This window comes from Falsibacillus albus (assembly GCF_003668575.1).
Classification (GTDB): domain Bacteria; phylum Bacillota; class Bacilli; order Bacillales; family DSM-25281; genus Falsibacillus; species Falsibacillus albus.
This window is the reverse complement of sequence record NZ_RCVZ01000001.1, coordinates 179,633-197,178: the sequence shown is the minus strand read 5'-3', so window position 1 is coordinate 197,178 and position 17,546 is coordinate 179,633. Positions and strand designations below refer to the sequence as shown.

The following is a 17,546-nucleotide window of genomic DNA, read 5'->3' as shown; positions in this document are numbered from 1 at the left end:
TCGTCCTCTCCCTTCTCTTACGCTTCGTATTTGGCAAATTGTTTTAAGAATCGAATATCGTTCGTATAGAAATGGCGGATATCGTCAATGCCATATTTCAACATCGCAATTCGCTCCGGACCCATTCCGAATGCAAAACCAGTATATTTTTTCGAATCGAAGCCAGCCATTTCAAGGACGTTAGGATGAACCATTCCAGCTCCCAGTATTTCAATCCAGCCTGTACGTTTACATACACTGCAGCCTGTTCCACCACAAATTTTACAGGAAATGTCCATTTCCACCGAAGGTTCCGTAAATGGGAAAAAGCTCGGACGCAGGCGGATTTCACGATCTTGGCCGAACATCTTTTTCGCAAATACTTCAAGTGTCCCTTTCAAATCAGCCATTGTGATATTCTCATCGATGACAAGACCTTCTATTTGCATGAATTGATGGGAATGAGTAGCATCATCGTTGTCGCGGCGATATACCTTACCAGGGCATATGATTTTCACAGGTCCTTTTCCTTCGTGCCTTTCCATCGTCCTTGCCTGTACCGGTGATGTATGTGTGCGCAAAAGTGTTTCTTCCGTAATATAGAAGGAGTCCTGCATATCCCGGGCCGGATGTCCTTTTGGAAGATTCAACGCTTCGAAATTATAATAATCCTGTTCGACTTCAGGACCTTCAGCAACTTGGTAGCCCATTCCGATGAATAAATCCTCAATCTCTTCGATGATTCGTGTCAAAGGGTGATGGTTTCCTACTTTTACCGGACGTCCCGGTAAAGTAACATCGATTGTTTCAGATTCAAGCTGTTTTTGGACTGCTTCTTTTTCCAACTTTGCTTGCTTTTCTTCCAATTTTTCCTGGATTGCACTTCTTACATCGTTGGCCAGCGCCCCCATCTTTGGACGTTCTTCAGCCGAAAGCTTCCCCATCCCGCGCAATACTTCCGTGATTGGGCCTTTCTTTCCCAGGTACGCCACTCGTATGTCATTCAGGCTCTTCAAATCTTCAGCTTTTTCAATTTGCTCGATGGCATCGTTTTGAAGTTCGAGTAATTTCTGCTCCATTTTTCTTCCTCCTATTAGTAAAAATAAAAAAACCTCGCCCCTAAAAAAGGGACGAGGATATGTATCGCGGTACCACCCTTGTTAACATACGATAAAAACTGTATGTTATCTTCATTGGAATAACGGTCCTGTGCCGTGGCATCTTTACACATTGTGTGGTCCCGATGCCAGCTCCGGAGGTGAACTTCGCTTGAATGGACCATTAAAATGCTTTCAGTCTTCGGCATTTTATCCCTGAAAGGCCATTATCGAGCTACTTTTCTCCGTCATTGCTTTCATTTAGTACAATTATTTTTATATTATATTACTTTAAGAAGCTGTTTTCAAACCTTTTTGGAAAATCAGGCTCATCCCTTCAAATAATACATAAGAATCCCTGCTGCGACCGCAACATTCAATGATTCGCTTTTCCCGTAGATCGGTATAAACAAGTTTTGTTTCGTCCGCTGAAGCAGTTCGCTTGCAACACCACTTCCTTCATTTCCTACGATCAATGCAAACGCATCTCCGGAATCCGCTTCTTTGTATGGAACACCATTCTCAAGTGCAGTTCCAAAAATAGGGATCCCATGTTTTTCAAAAGAAGTGATCCAATCATTCAAATCACCTCGTCCGATGGGCAAATGAAAATGGCTGCCTTGAGCTGACCGAATCACCTTTGAATTGAATAGGTCGGCACTGCCTTCACCAAGTACCACCAAATCAATCCCTGCAGCATCCGCTGTCCGGATCATCGTCCCAACGTTTCCGGGGTCTTGAACGGCATCAAGGAACAATGCTGTTTTTACATCTTTCATATCTATTTCCATTTTCGGCTGAAGGCATACTGCATAAATGCCTTGTGCCGCTTCCGTTTCTGAAATTGCTCTGGAAGCATCCTCGGATATATACGTTAAAGAAATATTGTTTAAATCCCATGATGCAGGGATTTGTATATTCTCTGTAGCAATTAATTCCATGACATGTCCATCCTGTTTCAATGCTTCTTCTACAAGATGAAATCCTTCGATTAAATATTGCCCGGTTTTGGTCCGTTCCTTTTTCGCAGTAAGCTTTTTCCATTGCTTGATTTGTGGGTTTTTAGGCGACTGAATAAAATTCAAAACGACTGCACCTCTCATATTTATTCCATATTCCAGACTAGTCGTCTGCGTACATGATTTCATAAGCTTTTCTGCTGGATGCAAAAACAGCCGATGTTAATTATACCCTTGTTTCGTACATAATAAAACAAGTTCGTGAAAAGATATAAGTAGAAGCGTCAACTTCTGGGCATTTTTATTTTGTTGACGATTTCAAGGTTTTGGAGAACCTAAAATTCTGTGAGGTGCAAAAGCATGAATTTAAATTTGCGAAACGCAATCGTCCACAACGTTTCTGGCAACAACCAAGAGCAGCTTGAAGACACGATCATGGATGCCATACAAAGCGGCGAAGAAAAAATGCTGCCAGGATTAGGTGTTCTTTTCGAAATCATTTGGAAGCATGCAGATGAAAACGAAAAACACATGATGCTCGAAACCCTCGAAGAAGGCTTGAAGTAAGAAAAGTGCAGGCAGCTTGCTCAGAGGCGTAGAGATTGGACTGAAGTACCGCGAGATAAAGGAAACACGATGAGCGGAGCGAATCGATGTTGACTTATCGTAAGCGTGCTGAGGGAAATCTCACAGCCTCTAGCTGCCGGAGCTGGACAAAGAGAAAAGTGGAGCCGGCTGTTTATCGACGTACGGACTAGAAGGACTTTCCTTGTCTATTTGGAACAAAGGCTTAGTACGCCACGTCCTCGAAAAATGCCAGTCATTTTTCTTCGTGCGATGTGTCGCAATCGAAGCTTTACTTGTCCTGTGGCAACGCCTTTGCTAGTACATCCTGTAAAGGAATCACGATGAACGAAGTGAATCGATGGTGACTTATCATAGGGAGGAATCCTGAAGTCCGCTGGTCGATAGCCGGCGAAACAAAAAAAGGATGCCCATTGACGGCATCCTTTTTCTTGTTTGTACATATTCAGCTTGAATCTTCGTTTAAACAAAAGTCAATTTTTCAACTGTTTCTCTATCCAGTTTTTTCACGACTTCCGTGATTAATTTCACGGCGTTTTCATAATCATCGCGGTGGAGCATAGCGGCATGTGAATGAATGTACCTTGTGGCAATGGTGATGGATAACGCAGGCACCCCATTGGCGGTTACATGGATAGCTCCAGAATCCGTCCCTCCCCCAGGGATGGCATCGAATTGATAAGGAATATTCAGTTCATCGGCTGTATCCGTGACGAAATCCCGCAATCCTTTATGAGAAACCATTGATGCATCATAAAGAATGATTTGCGGCCCTTTCCCCATTTTGCTTTGCGCATCCTTATCGGAAATACCCGGTGTATCCCCTGCAATTCCAACATCTACGCCAAATGCAATATCAGGCTGAATAGCCGATGCAGCCGTCTTCGCTCCACGCAGTCCAACTTCCTCTTGGACAGTGCCCACGCCATAGACAACATTTGGATGGCTGGCATCCTTTAAATTCTTCAGTACATCGATGGCGATGGCACATCCGATCCGATTGTCCCAAGCTTTAGCCAAAAGCATCTTTTCATTGTTCATGACCGTGAATTCAAAATATGGGACAACCATATCTCCCGGCCTCACACCCCATTCCATGGCTTCTTCACGGTTAGAGGCACCGACATCGATGAACATATCTTTAATATCAACCTGCTTCCTGCGCGCCTCTGGAGGCAGGATATGAGGAGGCTTGGATCCGATTACACCCGTCACATCACCTTTTCGTGTAACGATCGTGACACGTTGTGCAAGCATGACCTGCGACCACCAGCCTCCGACTGTTTGAAAGCGCAAAAATCCTTTATCATCAATTTGTGTCACCATGAAACCGACTTCATCTAAATGACCGGCAATCATTACTTTCGGTCCATTTTCTTCGCCGACCTTTTTAGCGATCAAACTTCCCAGACCGTCTGTTTGTATCTCATCTGAGAATGGTTCAATATATTTCTTCATCACTTCCCGGACTTCCTTTTCATTGCCCGGAATTCCTTTCGCATCAGTAAGATCTTTGAGCATATGTAATGTTTCATCAAGCTTTGTCATTCAATTTCCCCCTATTTCTATTTATAGCCTCATTATACTAGAGGTGAAATAAAAGTTCAAAAATTCAGCCAATTAGTATCCCTCATGCTGCCGTTGAAAGTTCACATCATTTTTAGCTCTATATGCCTGTTCAATTTCTTCAGGATGGAATCCAAGATTTTGCGCCAGCCCTAAATAACCTTCAAGAAGCTTATGGAAATGGAGGATGGAAGGGTCATTCCAAAATGAATTCACCTGTCCATAGATGTTAATAAACGCTTGTACATTATCTGTCTCCACCTTTATTTCTTCGAAGATGAATTCCTCTTGGTCATAGCCCAATTCGATTCCCAATGAAAGGATGAAATGGACACCATCCACGAACTCTTCAAGGATCCTTTCCCTTGGAGCCGAGGGCTTGAGGCTCCAAAACTTAAAGCACCTGGTTTCATTAGCCAATTCACCGATCTCGACCAATAGTGCCAGCACCTTTTGACTGATGAGATCCTCTTTTTCAAGTCCATGTTCCTTTTTAATAAAGCTGTCCAATTCCTTCTGCATTGAAAACATTGCTTTCAAATCCATAAAAACCACCTTTCTTTCAAAAAAATTATATCAAATGAATGAAACCTTTTTCATTCTCAATCGTATATATGATAAATGTTTTCTGGAATAGGGGGGATTATCCATATGCTCTGGTTATTTCGATTTGCCATTTTTGCTTTGATTCTTTATTTATTGTACAAAGCCATAAAATTTATTATAGATCCAAAAAGAAAATTGGAACTTGCCCATGAAAAAAAAGAATATTATTTTTTCGATGATTTGAATAATGTGAGAAAAAACTTCCTGATCACATATAAAGGGGTTATGTTTGAAGGGGAAAAATATCTTGGGACAACTGAAAATGCATTTGATGTCGTTTCGATTTTTGTTTGGCCAAGAAATGCGTCTAAGCTTCAAGGGCTGACCTATGATGATTTCATGTTTTTGGAAGATGAAATCTCAGGAGCTTATGAAAATGCCAAAATCGATTGGAAAAGCCCCATCAAGGAATTTTTAGAGAAAAAGCATACGGAATAAAGCTTATTTTAATGAACTGACGTTAACTAATGGCATTTATTTTGTTTTTTTTTTGAGGATGAGGACATCAGAACAATCTTCTGGTGTCTTTTATTTTGGATTTAGAAATTGATCAGCATCAGATTCTCGTTCTGGTTACCGTTATTTTGTTTTCCCACTCTGACGGGCATCTGATCTCCTTTCTGGTTACCGTTTTTTTGGTTTTCAACTCTGACGGGCATCTGACCCCCATTCTGATTACCGTTATTTTGTTTTCCCACTCTGACGGGCATCTGACCCCCATTCTGGTTACCTTTATTTTGTTTTCCTGCTCTGACGGGCATCTGATCCCCCTTTCTGGTTACCGTTATTTTGTTTTCCCACTCTGACGGGCATCTGATCTCCTTTCTGGTTACCGTTTTTTTGGTTTTCAACTCTGACGGGCATCTGACCCCCATTCTGATTACCGTTATTTTGTTTTCCCACTCTGACGGGCATCTGACCCCCATTCTGGTTACCTTTATTTTGTTTTCCTGCTCTGACGGGCATCTGATCCCTCGTTCTGGTTACCGTTATTTTGTTTTCCCACTCTGACGGGCATCTGATCTCCTTTCTGGTTACCGTTTTTTTGGTTTTCAACTCTGACGGGCATCTGACCCCCATTCTGATTACCGTTATTTGGGTTTTCTACTCTGACGGACACCTGACCCCTATTCTGGTTACCGTTATTTTGTTTTCCCACTCTGACGGGCATCTGATCTCCTTTCTGGTTACCGTTTTTTTGGTTTTCAACTCTGACGGGATACTGATTCCCATTCTGATTACCGTTATTTTGGTTTTCTACTCTGACGGACACCTGACCCCTATACTGGTTACCTTTATTTCGTTTTCCAACTCTGACGGGCATCTGATCTCCTTTCTGGTTACCGTTATTCTAGGGTAGCCCCCCCCCCCCAAAAAAAGACCATGTCAGTGAAGAAAAAAATTTTCTTCACTGACATGGTCTAAAATTTTCCGGCTCACTGCCCGCCCCTCGGAAAGCGAGCATCCTGCAGCGGAAATCAACCTTATAGAAGTATTGATGAATAGCAACAAACATTACGAAAAGAGTCTTATTTTTCAACACTGCCATCATTTATGATTCGGAACGAAAAAACTCCCTCCATGTCATTGTGACCACTTTCTCCCTGAGCAAATAAAACAGCACTGACATTGAAAGCAAGATCATGACCACCATACTTGGTGTGAACCGTGTGATGAATTCACCAAAAACCGTATAAAAAAAAGCAAGGGGAATGTTTGAAAAAAACGTACTTTTTGCATAATCCCTGAAATTTGGCTTGCGCTCCATAAGGCACAGATTGAGTAAATGATAATGAAAGAATGGAACCATTTTAAGGATGGCAATTTGGCCAACGGTTAGCTTGGCATGATGTCCAAACCATTTCTGCTTGATCTGAAGGAGTTTTTTGTATGTTCTGGGCATTTTATGAATACAGAAATAAAATAAACAAGACAAAAGGAACAGCCCAATCAGCGAATAGATCGTTCCAAGCAGGCTTCCAAAAAGAATTCCGCCCGCCATGCATACGACCGCCACGGGGATGAATAAGAACTGTCTAAGTATATGGAACAAAATAAAGATTACTGGAGCAAAGATTCCGCCTGATTCAACAAAAGAAAACAGCAATGCAAGCTTTTCGTTCAATTGACTCACCCGCTCTCCAAGCCCCTTCATGCCCTCATTACACCTTATACATGGTTTCTCGCATTTATGACAACTTCCAAAGGAGATAAAGCCATATTACGCCTTCCACATACGCAAGAACCGGCATTCCCCATTTAAAATTGCGATGTTTCGTTTTATGCCTGAACAAGTTCATTCCAATGGAAGACCCGATCGCCCCACCAAGGATGGCAGTGTTCCACAGTGTTTTTTCCTGGATGCGGTATTTGCCTTTTCTCGCTTTATCCTTATCGACTTTCATTAAAGTAAAACCGACGATGTTGATGACAATCACATATCCAACCAACAAGACCATCATTTCGTTCCCCCTTCTTTCTATTAGGCTGTTTTCGTAAAAATTGTTGTTAAAATCCTAATGCCGATTTTAACGTAATAATAGCTATTTAATTCGTTAAAATAAAGTTATCCAGCTCTTTTCCCCCTATATACGCTATTTTGAAGTTGAAACTTTGCTTAAACCATCCTACTTTATTAGCTCAAGCAACAATGTATGGGAAAAGAGCCTTCTGTCAGGCTGTTTTCGCAAAGAATGCTGCTTTTAACGGTTTTTCTTCACAAAAATTAGTCATGTGAGGGTGATTGGAGCGGAAGGTGCGAGACTCCCGAGGGATTAGCGAATCAGGTGAGACCACGCAGCGGAGCAAAGAGATAAAGGCGGATGTTCGATTAAGTTAGTCACCTCATCGAAAAAGCCAGGCATTGTTCTAGGGTGATGTGTCTCCGCCTAAGAGTTCTTCGTCCTGTGCCAATATCGATCGGCCTCACTTCTTGTGCCCCGCCCCCTGGGAAAGCAAGCATCCTGCAGTGGAAATCAACCTTGCACAATTTTTATGATTAGCAACTTACTTTACGAATAGAGCGTCTATTGCAATTGAAAAAGCCATTCCCTTGATTAAGAGAATGGCTGGTTTCAATCATTATTTTTGAAGTTGAGATTTTGCTTGGCTTGCTAGTTCAGCAAATGCATTAGCATCATAAATAGCAAGGTCAGCAAGCATTTTACGGTTTACTTCGATGCCAGCAAGCTTTAGACCATGCATCAAACGGCTGTAAGAAAGACCATTGATCCGAGCAGCTGCGTTGATACGAGTAATCCATAATTTACGGAAGTCGCGTTTTTTCTGGCGACGATCGCGGAAAGCATAGTTTCCGGATTTCATAACCTGTTGGTTAGCAACTTTATATAATGTATGTTTTGAACCAAAATAACCTTTGGCTAATTTCAATACTTTTTTACGACGTCTGCGAGTAACTGTACCGCCTTTTACACGTGGCATATTATTTCCCTCCTAATGTTTATCCTAATTACTTAATCATGTCAAGCATATGACGAATGCGTTTGAAATCACCTTTAGAAACAACGGCAGCTTTGCGAAGCTTGCGTTTTTGTTTCGTAGATTTATTAGCGAATAAGTGGCTTGTATAAGCGTGGGAACGTTTTAATTTACCGGATCCAGTCTTTTTGAAACGCTTAGCTGTACCACGGTGAGTTTTCATTTTTGGCATGTTGTATTCCTCCTCAATCCATTACTTTTCGTTTTTAGGTGCTAATACTAAGAACATGCTGCGACCGTCCATCTTAGGTTTCGATTCTATTGTAGCAACGTCATCACACGCTGCAGAGAAACGGTCCAATACGCGCTGGCCGATTTCTTTATGAGTGATGGCACGTCCTTTAAAGCGAATCGACGCTTTCACTTTGTCACCTTTTTCAAGGAACTTTCGTGCATTGCGGAGCTTCGTATTAAAGTCATGTTCTTCAATAGTCGGACTTAAGCGAACTTCTTTTAAATTGATGATCTTTTGATTCTTGCGCGCTTCTTTTTCTTTCTTTTGCTGCTCGAAACGATATTTACCATAGTCCATGATGCGGGCTACTGGCGGTTTTGCGTTTGGAGCAACCAATACGACGTCCAAGTTCACACGCGCTGCAATTTCAAGAGCTTCGTTTTTGGACTTGATGCCCAATTGCTCTCCATTTTGGTCAATGAGACGAAGTTCACGGGCACGAATGCCTTCGTTTACGATCATGTCTTTGCTAATAATTAGCCACCTCCAAGGTTTTTTAAAGAATACACGGTTTGGGTCAAGATTGTCTTGACACATCATTGTACAGGTATTTAAAACATAAAAAAAGTGCGGGTAGTAGAAGACCCGCACCATGTATACATACGAATAGCGTAAGAATTACATTGAATCGCAAAACCTGCCAACTGCATATATCGCGTCAATCAGGCGAGAAGCGGGTGCTTCTTCTTTTACCACAAACTAGTATTCAATTTACCTTAGTAATATATCATAAGCATATTTCTATGTCAAATGATCGCTTCATTTCACAACGTTTATAATCTTATCAGACAATCACGATGGAAGCAATAGTTTTTTGAATTTTATTTTTTTGACTCTTTTTTGTAAGTTTGTTGCCCATCATAAAATAGGTAAAGTTGATTTCCACAGAGGGAGTCTCGCACCTTCCGCGGAAATCAACGTCTTTAAGAAATATTCATCGCAAAAGTGTGATAAACAACCATCTTTTACAAATCCGCTATTCTTTTTTAACGTTTTACTTCGTCTTTCAAGCCGGAAATGAACTGCTCGAAAGGCATTGTTTCGGATTTTTGTTCGCCATATTTTCGAACGTTTACGGCATCGTTTTCAATTTCTTGATCTCCGACGACAAGCATATATGGAACCTTTTGCATTTGTGCTTCACGAATCTTGTAGCCGATTTTTTCATCCCGTTCATCAAGTTCAACGCGTAAGCCTTCCAATTGAAGCTTTTCTTGAACCTTTTTCGCATAGTCGAAATGGACCTCCGGGGATACAGGAATTACCTGTACTTGTGTAGGCGCAAGCCAAGTAGGGAATGCCCCTTTATATTCCTCGATAAGGAATGCAACGAATCGTTCCATAGTAGAAACGACGCCGCGGTGGATGACGACCGGTCTATGCTGCTTTCCATCCTCGCCGATATAGTTGAGGTCGAATCGTTCCGGAAGCAAGAAATCAAGCTGGACAGTGGATAGTGTCTCATCCTTTCCTAGCGCTGTTCGAACCTGCACATCCAGTTTCGGGCCATAGAACGCTGCTTCTCCTTCTGCTTCGAAATATTCAAGTCCGCTTTCATCCATCGCTTCTTTCAGCATGCTTTGTGCACGCTCCCACATTTCGTCATCGTCGAAATATTTTTCTTTGTCTTCTGGGTCGCGGTAGGAAAGGCGGAATGAGTAATCATCCAGTCCAAAGTCCTTATATACCTCTAGAACGAGTTGTACGACTCGCTTGAATTCTTCTTTGATTTGGTCAGGTCTCACAAAGATATGGGCATCATTCAATGTCATGCCGCGTACCCGCTGCAACCCTGCAAGGGCACCGGACATTTCATAGCGGTGCATAAGCCCAAGCTCCGCAATGCGGATCGGCAGTTCTCGATAGCTGTGAATATCATTTTTGTAGATCATCATATGATGAGGGCAATTCATCGGACGAAGGACAAGCTGTTCGTTATCCATATCCATTACTGGGAACATATCTTCTTGGTAATGATCCCAATGTCCGCTTGTTTTATAAAGATCGACGCTTCCCATGATCGGTGTATAAACGTGGTCATAGCCAAGACGTTCCTCTTTATCCACGATATATCTTTCAATGATGCGGCGGATCGTCGCGCCTTTCGGAAGCCACATCGGCAAGCCTTGCCCAACCTTTTGGGAATTAGTAAATAAGTTAAGCTCTTTCCCGATTTTACGATGATCGCGTTCTTTCGCTTCTTCTAATAAGCGCAGGTGTTCTGCCAACCCTTCTTTGTTGAAGAAAGCAGTTCCGTAGATGCGCTGCAGCATTTTATTGTCGCTGTTACCGCGCCAATATGCCCCTGCAATGCTTAACAGCTTGAATTCCTTTAATTTATTCGTTGAAGGGACGTGCACGCCGCGGCAAAGGTCGAAAAATTCTCCCTGCTCATAAATCGTGACAGTCTCGCCTTCAGGGATGGCATCCAAAAGTTCCAGCTTGTATGGATCTCCGATTTCCTCATACAATTTCTTTGCTTCTTCCCTTGTTACTTCCTTGCGAACGACTTCCAAGCTTTCACCGATGATTTTTTTCATTTCTTTTTCGATTTTCGGTAGATCTTCCGGTGTCAAAGACTCCTCCATATCGATATCGTAATAAAAGCCGCCTTCAATGACCGGACCAATTCCCAATTGAACATTTGGGTAGAGGCGCTTTATGGCCTGGGCCATCAAATGCGCCGTGCTGTGTCGAAGGATTTCAAGCGCTTCCTCACTTTTAGGTGTGATGATCTCGATTTTTCCATCCTCTAAAATTGGACGGCGAAGATCGTAAAGCTCGCCATTCAATTTGCCCGCAAGCGCCTGCTTCTTCAAGCCGGGGCTTATGGATGCGGCAATATCTTCAGTTGTTGCGCCTCTATCGAATTCCTTGCTGGCTCCATCAGGAAAAATAATATTGATTTTCTCTGCCATCGTTACCACTCCTTTTATTTCTGACAAAATAAAAAACCCGTCCCTCTAAATAAGGGACGAGTTTAAATAAACGAAATTAATGGTTAATACCCGTGGTTCCACCCTAGTTCTCAAATTGCACCTTGTTTCTGTGGCACAATATGACTCTGGATTCAGATAACGGTCTGTAAAGCCGTCAGCTCTTACTGGATCTTTCGTTCTGAGCTGAAGTTTAGAGGTGGTAAGCATTCAAATCGTGTTAGGAAGTCCCAGCATTTCTTCCCTCTCTGTAAACCGTAAGAGAACACCCTTATCCTCATCATAACCTTTTGCATCTTCACTTATAATATGTACCAAATTATAGATGGTTATGTTTAGAAAATCAAGAGGGAGAGATTAATTAAATTCTACTAGTTGGCCGGGCTTCCGTTTGCCGCATTCTTTTCTTCTTCAAATGTTCCTCTTTTTAAAATACAAACCCTTTCTTCAAAAATATTTTGTACCGTTCGGACCAAGCCATTATTACGTTCATCTGTATATATATAAATGCATTGCGGGGCCATGGACAAAAGGGGCGCAATGGTGAAGGAATCGATATAGACCGGGTGATTGGTCAATAAACGGCGATCCATCATTTCGAGCAGCTGTTGCCTTGTCAATTGCTCGAATCGGGAATTGAAAAAAACAGGTTGGTCGTCCCCGCTTAACACAAGGTGGATCGCATCCATTTTAGATTCCTTTTTTTGCAAAAAATCACGAAGCATTTGAACAAACGTTTGATATTCTTGCTCCATTTTGAATTCATCGATTGCCAGCTCAACATATTGGACAAGACGCATCATATATTTTTTCATTCTGAACTTTATGAAAGAATCGAAAGAAATGGCCCCTGACCTTTCAAATAGAGACGCAGCCGCCTCCTCGATCATTGCATCCTCATCCGCTTCCTCGAGTAATGAAGTCAATTCCGTTCGATCCCCGCTGAAAATTTCATACACAATATCCATTATTTGATTTTGGAGAGTATCATCTTGGTAAAAGAACTGTTCATGTAATATGGTCCTGATCCAATCCCCTCTCTTTTGATTCAGTAAAAAATTTTTGATGATTCTTTTTAGATGAGCTTCATCTATGGCATCCACATCTATAGTCAATATAAATTGTTTTTGGTTTTGAAATTCCGTTTCATAATACCAAGATGATTTTGCATGCTCCGCTAAACAATGTTGGAGCTTCAACACATCCTGCCATTGTTTAAAAATAATTTCCATCCTCACTCCCCCTTTATGCAAAATCCCTGATTTATATATATGGGAAGCTTGGACGTTTTAGAAGTAATCCTGAAGGAAATGCATAGTCGGTTGATTTCCGCAGGAGGATGCTCGCTTTCCGAGGGGCCTCACGCGAAGTGAGGTCGTTCGATGTTGGCACATGGATGCGCCGAACTTAATCGAACTTCCGCCCAACATCTCCTCGCTACGCTGCGGGGTCTCACCTGGCCCGCTTATCCCTCCGGAGTCTCGCATCTTCCACTCCAATCAACACAACTGTGATGAATTTTTCTCATAAAAAAAAACAATAATCTTTAGGAAAACAACCTTTTATTAAGAGGCTATGTTATAGCTTCCTGTTGTTAGGAGCCCGTGGAAATCAACCTTACTCACCCCTTATGATTCACCACAGCTTTACGAAAAGAGCATGGATAAAATACAACTTTTGAAAAAGAAAAAGCCCCAAAATGTCAGTTGGGATGGTTAATCCCCTCACATTTCAAGGCTCAGACAATTTAATTTCTTCGATTCGGTCCGTTCACGATTACGGGCGCGGCCAAATATTTAATCCTTTCAATAATGCGGGCAGCCTTCAATTTCTCTTCCTCTCCCCGCTGCGTGTAAGTAAGGTGATACTCCAATCCTTTTAGATCGAAATTTGAGGAGAAGAAGGTCGGCAGGTTTTCAAGCATCCTGAATTGAAGGATCGTTCCCAGGACTTCATCCCGTGTCCAGCTTGACATCGTTTCAGCTCCGATATCGTCCAGCATGAGTACCGGCGCTTTCTTGACAGCATCCAGCTTTTGATCGACGGTTTGATTTCCCAGCGATTGTTTCATTTCCCTGAAGAACTCAGGTACATAGACGATCAGCGTAGAAACCCCCTTTTCAGCAAGCTGATTGGCAATCGCACCAAGTAAATAGGATTTGCCGATCCCAAAACTTCCGGACAAGAATAAACCTTTCATTTTTTTGCCCCGTTCATACTCCGCCACAAACTTTTCAGCAAGAACAAAAGCATTCATCCTTTCATCCGTATCCAATTCAAACTCAGCAAGATTGGCATTTAGGATGTCTTTAGGAACATAGATGCTTTGAATCAGCTTTTCAGTGCTCTTTCTTTCATCGTGCATGATTTTCTGCGGGCATTTATGATATTGCAAATCAATGGAATTTCCATTGATGACAAGCTCCGGTTCATACCCTTGCATCATGTTTTGGCATTGGGACAAACTTGGACAGTCACCACACTGTTTCGATTGTGAAATGAATTCATATAGCTTGTTTAGGCTTCTATCCATCATCTCTCGTGTGATGACATCGGAATGCTGATGAAAAAAGGCTTGTACATCTTTGTTTTCCATAATCTCCTTTTTCATCATTGAAAATCTTTTTTGAAAATCACTATTTCCTGCAAGACGCTTCAAGGTCTTATTTATTTTCTCCATCAGTTTACCTCCTTACTTTTTATATTTTTCCTGCAGCATCTTGGCTTTTCTTCTCTTTTCCTCAATATCATCATCCTGGCTGTCCACAGGCTGCTTTCGCGAGCTGCCCTGATCTTTATCTTCAACAAACCAGTCAGGCAATTTTTCCGTTCGGGTCGGCTTCGATTGCCAAGATGTTTTTTTTGCAGTCTGCGCGGTCTTTTTACCCTCAGCCCAATCTTGATACTGACGATGCTCCTGTTTTGCGAGGTCCATCGCTTCTTTAACCGTCTTGATATTTTTCCTTGCCCAATGTGAAGCGATTTTCTCCAAATAGTTTTTTGATAGCTTCATATCGGTCTTGAGCATGACATATTGAATCAGTACATTTACGATTCCGGCTTCGAGTTTCTGATTGAACATAACCTCCTCCACTGCTGCCAGATCCGCTTTAGAAGGGTCGGCACCGTTGGAAATATCCCTCAGCAACTGTCTCGGGGAAGTCGTTTCAAAGTATTGAATCAGCTTTTCTTCCTTATCATTGCTTCCCTTGCTTGATTGAGCAGGGGGCTGCAATCTATCCACCAGCTGAGGCAGCTGGTCTCCATTCTCAACCTGATACCAATCCCGGGCTGTCTTCCTCAATAATTCAATATCTATTCGCTGATCATCCGTTATGGCATTCATCACGATTTTTTTCATTTCCACTGCATCGATTTGATAAAGGAAGGCTAGCTTCTCGATGGCTTGTCTTGCTTTTTTGGTCATCGCTTTTTTCGGCACAATGGAGTCCTGTAACCCTGACATGAGCAGCTCAAAGTCAAATTCATCATTGCGGACAATGAATGATTCAGCTTTTGTTCTTGTCATCAATTGCCTGGAATCATCGATGCTGCTGTCCTTCCATACATCATCATCCATAAAGCTTTGTTGATCGCCAGAGGAAAAAACATCTTGAAATGCTCTCGTGATCTCAGAAAACTCTTGTTTATTCGCCTTTTGATCCATGAAAAATTGTTTAATGCGAAGGAAATGGCTGCGCCCGAGTTTCCGGTATAAGTATACATTCAGCATTCCATCGGAAAAGAATTGGTCCGGGGATAAGGGAGGCTGCAATTCATAAATGAAAGACCTTTCTCCGTCGGTCTCCTTGGCAAATACCTTTAACAAGCCAATTCCTTCAAGCTTTAGCCTTGCTTCATATATATCCGGTAAATTCAGTGACATAAAATTCATCAATTGATAATGGTTGCTTTTTTGAGACCATAGCCTATTTTCCTCGACCTCGTTCCACAATGTCATCAATAAGCTGGAACAGATCGGCCCGATTAATGGCTGGTATAAAAAAGATATCACTTTCCGATCAAACTCATGAAGAATTCCATTCGTTGATACTTGATAGCTATCGATAGGCTGAATTTGATTCCAATACTGTTTCATTTCCAACATCCTTCAAACAATTCTATTAATGAAAGGCTCATGTAAAATAAGCAGAGCCTAATGAAAAAAGGATGACCCGCAATTACCATTGTCATCCATACACTAGACGTGCATAGCCACTTTCTTAGTGTAAGGGACAACAGAATGGGCCAGCCTTGATTATGATTGTTCTTTTTTTATCAGCTCTTTTAACTCATCGAGAAATACACTGATATCCTTGAATTGACGATATACGGACGCAAACCGCACATACGCAACTTCATCGACGGAGGCAAGGCGGTCCATGACCATCTCCCCAATGCTGTCGGATTGTATTTCGGCGACGCCGTTGCTTCTCAATTCCTTCTCGATATCCTGCGTGATTTCCTCCAATTGCTCAAGTCGAACAGGTCTTTTCTCACACGCTTTAATTAAACCACGAAGTATCTTATCCCGGCTGAATTCTTCTCGAGTTCCTTCTTTTTTCACGACAACAAGTGGGATTTCTTCCACCCTCTCAAATGTCGTAAAACGATATGCACAGACCTCGCATTCCCTTCTTCTTCTGATTGAAAGGCCATCCTCCACCGGTCTGGAATCAACTACTCTTGTGCCATTATGATGACATGAAGGGCAAATCATCCTATCAACTCCGATTCAGTAATCATTTGTATTACCATTATCTTATATAAAAGATACCCTCTGTACAAGATGTTCATTATTTCCTGTTCAAGACAGGCAGATTCCCGTCCAACCAATTGTAATAAGAAATGATTTCCTTCCTCAGCTTGGGGTAAGGGCCGCTGATTTTCGTATCATCACTTGTTATTTTAAAATCAATCGCCGTTTCGAAAGGCCGTACCGTTACGATAGAAGCGATGATGAAAATTCCTTTCTTCTGAAAAGCCCACTCCCCATGTTCTTTTGAATGGGATATTGGTTTATACATGCTGTCTGAGAAAATTTCCCCCACCGCCTCGAAGGCTTTATCAAATGATGTACGATAATAATGAGTGGCCAATGACGGATCCGAATGTTTTTCTGAAGTCTCGCATTGGTGCTGAAATCGTTGAAACAAGGTTCTAAAGAAACTCACTGCTCGTCCTCCAAAATAGTCTTTTCTTACATTTTACCATAATTAATCCCACAGCGTATAAGGACAAAAAATCATGGCTATGTTTGTATAAGGATTATTATTTGTTACATCAATACCTTCGAGAAGACAGCCAAAATCAAAAAAGATCGACTCATATTTGAGAGCCGACCTTTTCATTCGATGTCGTTGTTATTATAATGCTTTTACTTTTGATTGTTTTACTTGTACTGGACCCATTCCACGCGGCAATTCGATATTTTCGCGAGTTTGGGCACCCAATGCTTCTGCAATATAGTCAGCAGCGATATTTGGATCTAAATCGCCGCAAGTGTACACATCAATACTTGCATAACCATGCTCTGGAAAACTGTGGATGGTTAAGTGGGATTCAGAAATGATGACAACACCACTCACACCTTGTGGAGCAAATTTATGAAAGGCAACCTCCCGAACTTCTGCACCTGATTTTAGCGCAGCATCTACAAATGTTTGCTCAATCTGTTCCACGTTGTTCAGCTTTTCAAAATCACAACCCCATAATTCTGAGATTACATGACGACCCATTGTTTCCATTGATCGTTTCCCCCTTTTACCTTAATTTTTTGCGATCACTAAAACAATTCATTCTACAACTACCACGGGGGAAAGTTAGTCCAAAGAGGTCCTAACCCTTTAAGTAGTCAATGTTTTATTCTTGACAAAGATCAAGAAGTTCACGAAAAATAGTATACTTTGTTTAAATTCTTTTTGCAATAAAAGTTTTTAAAAATTTGTGCCCAAATTTTTAAAGCTCCTATGGTAAACATTGTTGATTTAAAATAAAAGTTGACTTCCTCTGCAGGACGTGCGGTGAAACGAAATCAATTCTTCGTGCTAACGCCGCACGAAAAAAATACTTTTTCATTTTCGAG

Annotated in this window: 21 protein-coding genes and 3 other annotated features; of the genes, 2 read left to right on the top strand and 19 right to left on the bottom strand. The window is 41.7% G+C overall.

Going from position 1 to position 17,546, the window contains the following annotated elements:
* Window positions 1–17 precede the first annotated feature (17 nt).
* Both pheS and D9X91_RS00975 read right to left on the bottom strand, forming a co-directional pair.
* Entirely contained in the window at window positions 18–1,058 is a 1,041-nt protein-coding gene (pheS, locus tag D9X91_RS00980; RefSeq protein ID WP_121678686.1) for a phenylalanine--tRNA ligase subunit alpha, read from the bottom strand.
* 44 nt (window positions 1,059–1,102) lie between these two features.
* Window positions 1,103–1,337: a binding site (T-box leader), on the bottom strand.
* Between the two features lie 68 nt (window positions 1,338–1,405).
* On the bottom strand, window positions 1,406–2,161 hold the full coding sequence (locus D9X91_RS00975) for a TrmH family RNA methyltransferase (protein WP_121678685.1): 756 nt from the start codon (window positions 2,159–2,161) through the stop codon (window positions 1,406–1,408).
* 234 nt (window positions 2,162–2,395) lie between these two features.
* On the opposite strand from D9X91_RS00975, the gene sspI reads away from it, so the two are divergent.
* Window positions 2,396–2,602 carry a small acid-soluble spore protein SspI gene (gene sspI, locus D9X91_RS00970; protein WP_121678684.1) on the top strand — a complete coding sequence of 69 codons (207 nt, stop codon included), beginning with the start codon at window positions 2,396–2,398 and terminating at the stop codon, window positions 2,600–2,602.
* 480 nt (window positions 2,603–3,082) lie between these two features.
* Here sspI and D9X91_RS00965 read toward each other — a convergent pair whose 3' ends face one another.
* Window positions 3,083–4,168 carry a M42 family metallopeptidase gene (locus D9X91_RS00965; protein ID WP_121678683.1) on the bottom strand — a complete coding sequence of 362 codons (1,086 nt, stop codon included), beginning with the start codon at window positions 4,166–4,168 and terminating at the stop codon, window positions 3,083–3,085.
* Window positions 4,169–4,240: 72 nt separating this feature from the next.
* The gene (locus tag D9X91_RS00960) at window positions 4,241–4,732 is read right to left on the bottom strand and encodes a dUTP diphosphatase (protein ID WP_121678682.1); all 492 of its coding nucleotides are present in this window, start codon (window positions 4,730–4,732) and stop codon (window positions 4,241–4,243) included.
* A 105-nt stretch (window positions 4,733–4,837) separates the two neighbouring features.
* On the opposite strand from D9X91_RS00960, the gene D9X91_RS00955 reads away from it, so the two are divergent.
* Complete coding sequence (locus D9X91_RS00955) at window positions 4,838–5,230, top strand: sigma-w pathway protein ysdB (protein ID WP_121678681.1); 393 nt, start codon at window positions 4,838–4,840, stop codon at window positions 5,228–5,230.
* Between the two features lie 101 nt (window positions 5,231–5,331).
* Here the strand turns inward: D9X91_RS00955 and D9X91_RS00950 are convergent, their stop codons facing one another.
* From D9X91_RS00950 to speD, 15 genes are all read right to left on the bottom strand, one after another.
* Entirely contained in the window at window positions 5,332–5,553 is a 222-nt protein-coding gene (locus tag D9X91_RS00950) for a hypothetical protein (protein WP_121678680.1), read from the bottom strand.
* Window positions 5,525–5,758, bottom strand: coding sequence for a hypothetical protein (locus D9X91_RS00945; protein WP_121678679.1), 234 nt, complete (start codon window positions 5,756–5,758; stop codon window positions 5,525–5,527). Before D9X91_RS00945 ends, D9X91_RS00950 begins: the two co-directional genes overlap by 29 nt.
* Window positions 5,730–6,116, bottom strand: a complete 387-nt coding sequence (locus tag D9X91_RS00940; RefSeq protein ID WP_121678678.1) for a hypothetical protein — start codon at window positions 6,114–6,116, stop codon at window positions 5,730–5,732. Before D9X91_RS00940 ends, D9X91_RS00945 begins: the two co-directional genes overlap by 29 nt.
* Window positions 6,117–6,344: 228 nt before the next feature.
* The gene (locus tag D9X91_RS00935; RefSeq protein WP_325050485.1) at window positions 6,345–6,947 is read right to left on the bottom strand and encodes a TVP38/TMEM64 family protein; all 603 of its coding nucleotides are present in this window, start codon (window positions 6,945–6,947) and stop codon (window positions 6,345–6,347) included.
* 34 nt (window positions 6,948–6,981) lie between these two features.
* Window positions 6,982–7,254, bottom strand: coding sequence for a DUF1294 domain-containing protein (locus D9X91_RS00930; protein WP_121678677.1), 273 nt, complete (start codon window positions 7,252–7,254; stop codon window positions 6,982–6,984).
* 619 nt (window positions 7,255–7,873) lie between these two features.
* Entirely contained in the window at window positions 7,874–8,233 is a 360-nt protein-coding gene (rplT, locus tag D9X91_RS00925; protein WP_121678676.1) for a 50S ribosomal protein L20, read from the bottom strand.
* Window positions 8,234–8,261: 28 nt separating this feature from the next.
* Entirely contained in the window at window positions 8,262–8,462 is a 201-nt protein-coding gene (gene rpmI, locus D9X91_RS00920; RefSeq protein ID WP_114745100.1) for a 50S ribosomal protein L35, read from the bottom strand.
* Between the two features lie 21 nt (window positions 8,463–8,483).
* Window positions 8,484–8,987: a translation initiation factor IF-3 gene (infC, locus tag D9X91_RS00915; protein ID WP_233569475.1), complete on the bottom strand. Its 504-nt coding sequence runs from the start codon at window positions 8,985–8,987 to the stop codon at window positions 8,484–8,486.
* Window positions 8,988–9,080: 93 nt separating this feature from the next.
* Window positions 9,081–9,220 (bottom strand) — a sequence feature (ribosomal protein L20 leader region).
* A gap of 291 nt (window positions 9,221–9,511) precedes the next feature.
* Entirely contained in the window at window positions 9,512–11,443 is a 1,932-nt protein-coding gene (gene thrS / locus D9X91_RS00910; protein WP_121678675.1) for a threonine--tRNA ligase, read from the bottom strand.
* A 49-nt stretch (window positions 11,444–11,492) separates the two neighbouring features.
* Window positions 11,493–11,754: a binding site (T-box leader), on the bottom strand.
* 78 nt (window positions 11,755–11,832) lie between these two features.
* Window positions 11,833–12,693 carry a putative sporulation protein YtxC gene (locus D9X91_RS00905; protein WP_121678674.1) on the bottom strand — a complete coding sequence of 287 codons (861 nt, stop codon included), beginning with the start codon at window positions 12,691–12,693 and terminating at the stop codon, window positions 11,833–11,835.
* A 515-nt stretch (window positions 12,694–13,208) separates the two neighbouring features.
* Complete coding sequence (gene dnaI / locus D9X91_RS00900; RefSeq protein ID WP_121678673.1) at window positions 13,209–14,141, bottom strand: primosomal protein DnaI; 933 nt, start codon at window positions 14,139–14,141, stop codon at window positions 13,209–13,211.
* Between the two features lie 12 nt (window positions 14,142–14,153).
* On the bottom strand, window positions 14,154–15,560 hold the full coding sequence (locus D9X91_RS00895; RefSeq protein ID WP_121678672.1) for a replication initiation and membrane attachment family protein: 1,407 nt from the start codon (window positions 15,558–15,560) through the stop codon (window positions 14,154–14,156).
* Window positions 15,561–15,719: 159 nt separating this feature from the next.
* Window positions 15,720–16,181 (bottom strand): transcriptional regulator NrdR, encoded by a 462-nt coding sequence (nrdR, locus tag D9X91_RS00890; protein ID WP_121678671.1) that lies wholly within the window; start codon window positions 16,179–16,181, stop codon window positions 15,720–15,722.
* Between the two features lie 76 nt (window positions 16,182–16,257).
* Window positions 16,258–16,635: a hypothetical protein gene (locus D9X91_RS00885; RefSeq protein ID WP_121678670.1), complete on the bottom strand. Its 378-nt coding sequence runs from the start codon at window positions 16,633–16,635 to the stop codon at window positions 16,258–16,260.
* Window positions 16,636–16,827: 192 nt separating this feature from the next.
* A complete protein-coding gene (speD, locus tag D9X91_RS00880; RefSeq protein ID WP_121678669.1) occupies window positions 16,828–17,208 on the bottom strand; it encodes an adenosylmethionine decarboxylase in 381 nt (126 codons plus the stop codon).
* Window positions 17,209–17,546 lie beyond the last annotated feature (338 nt).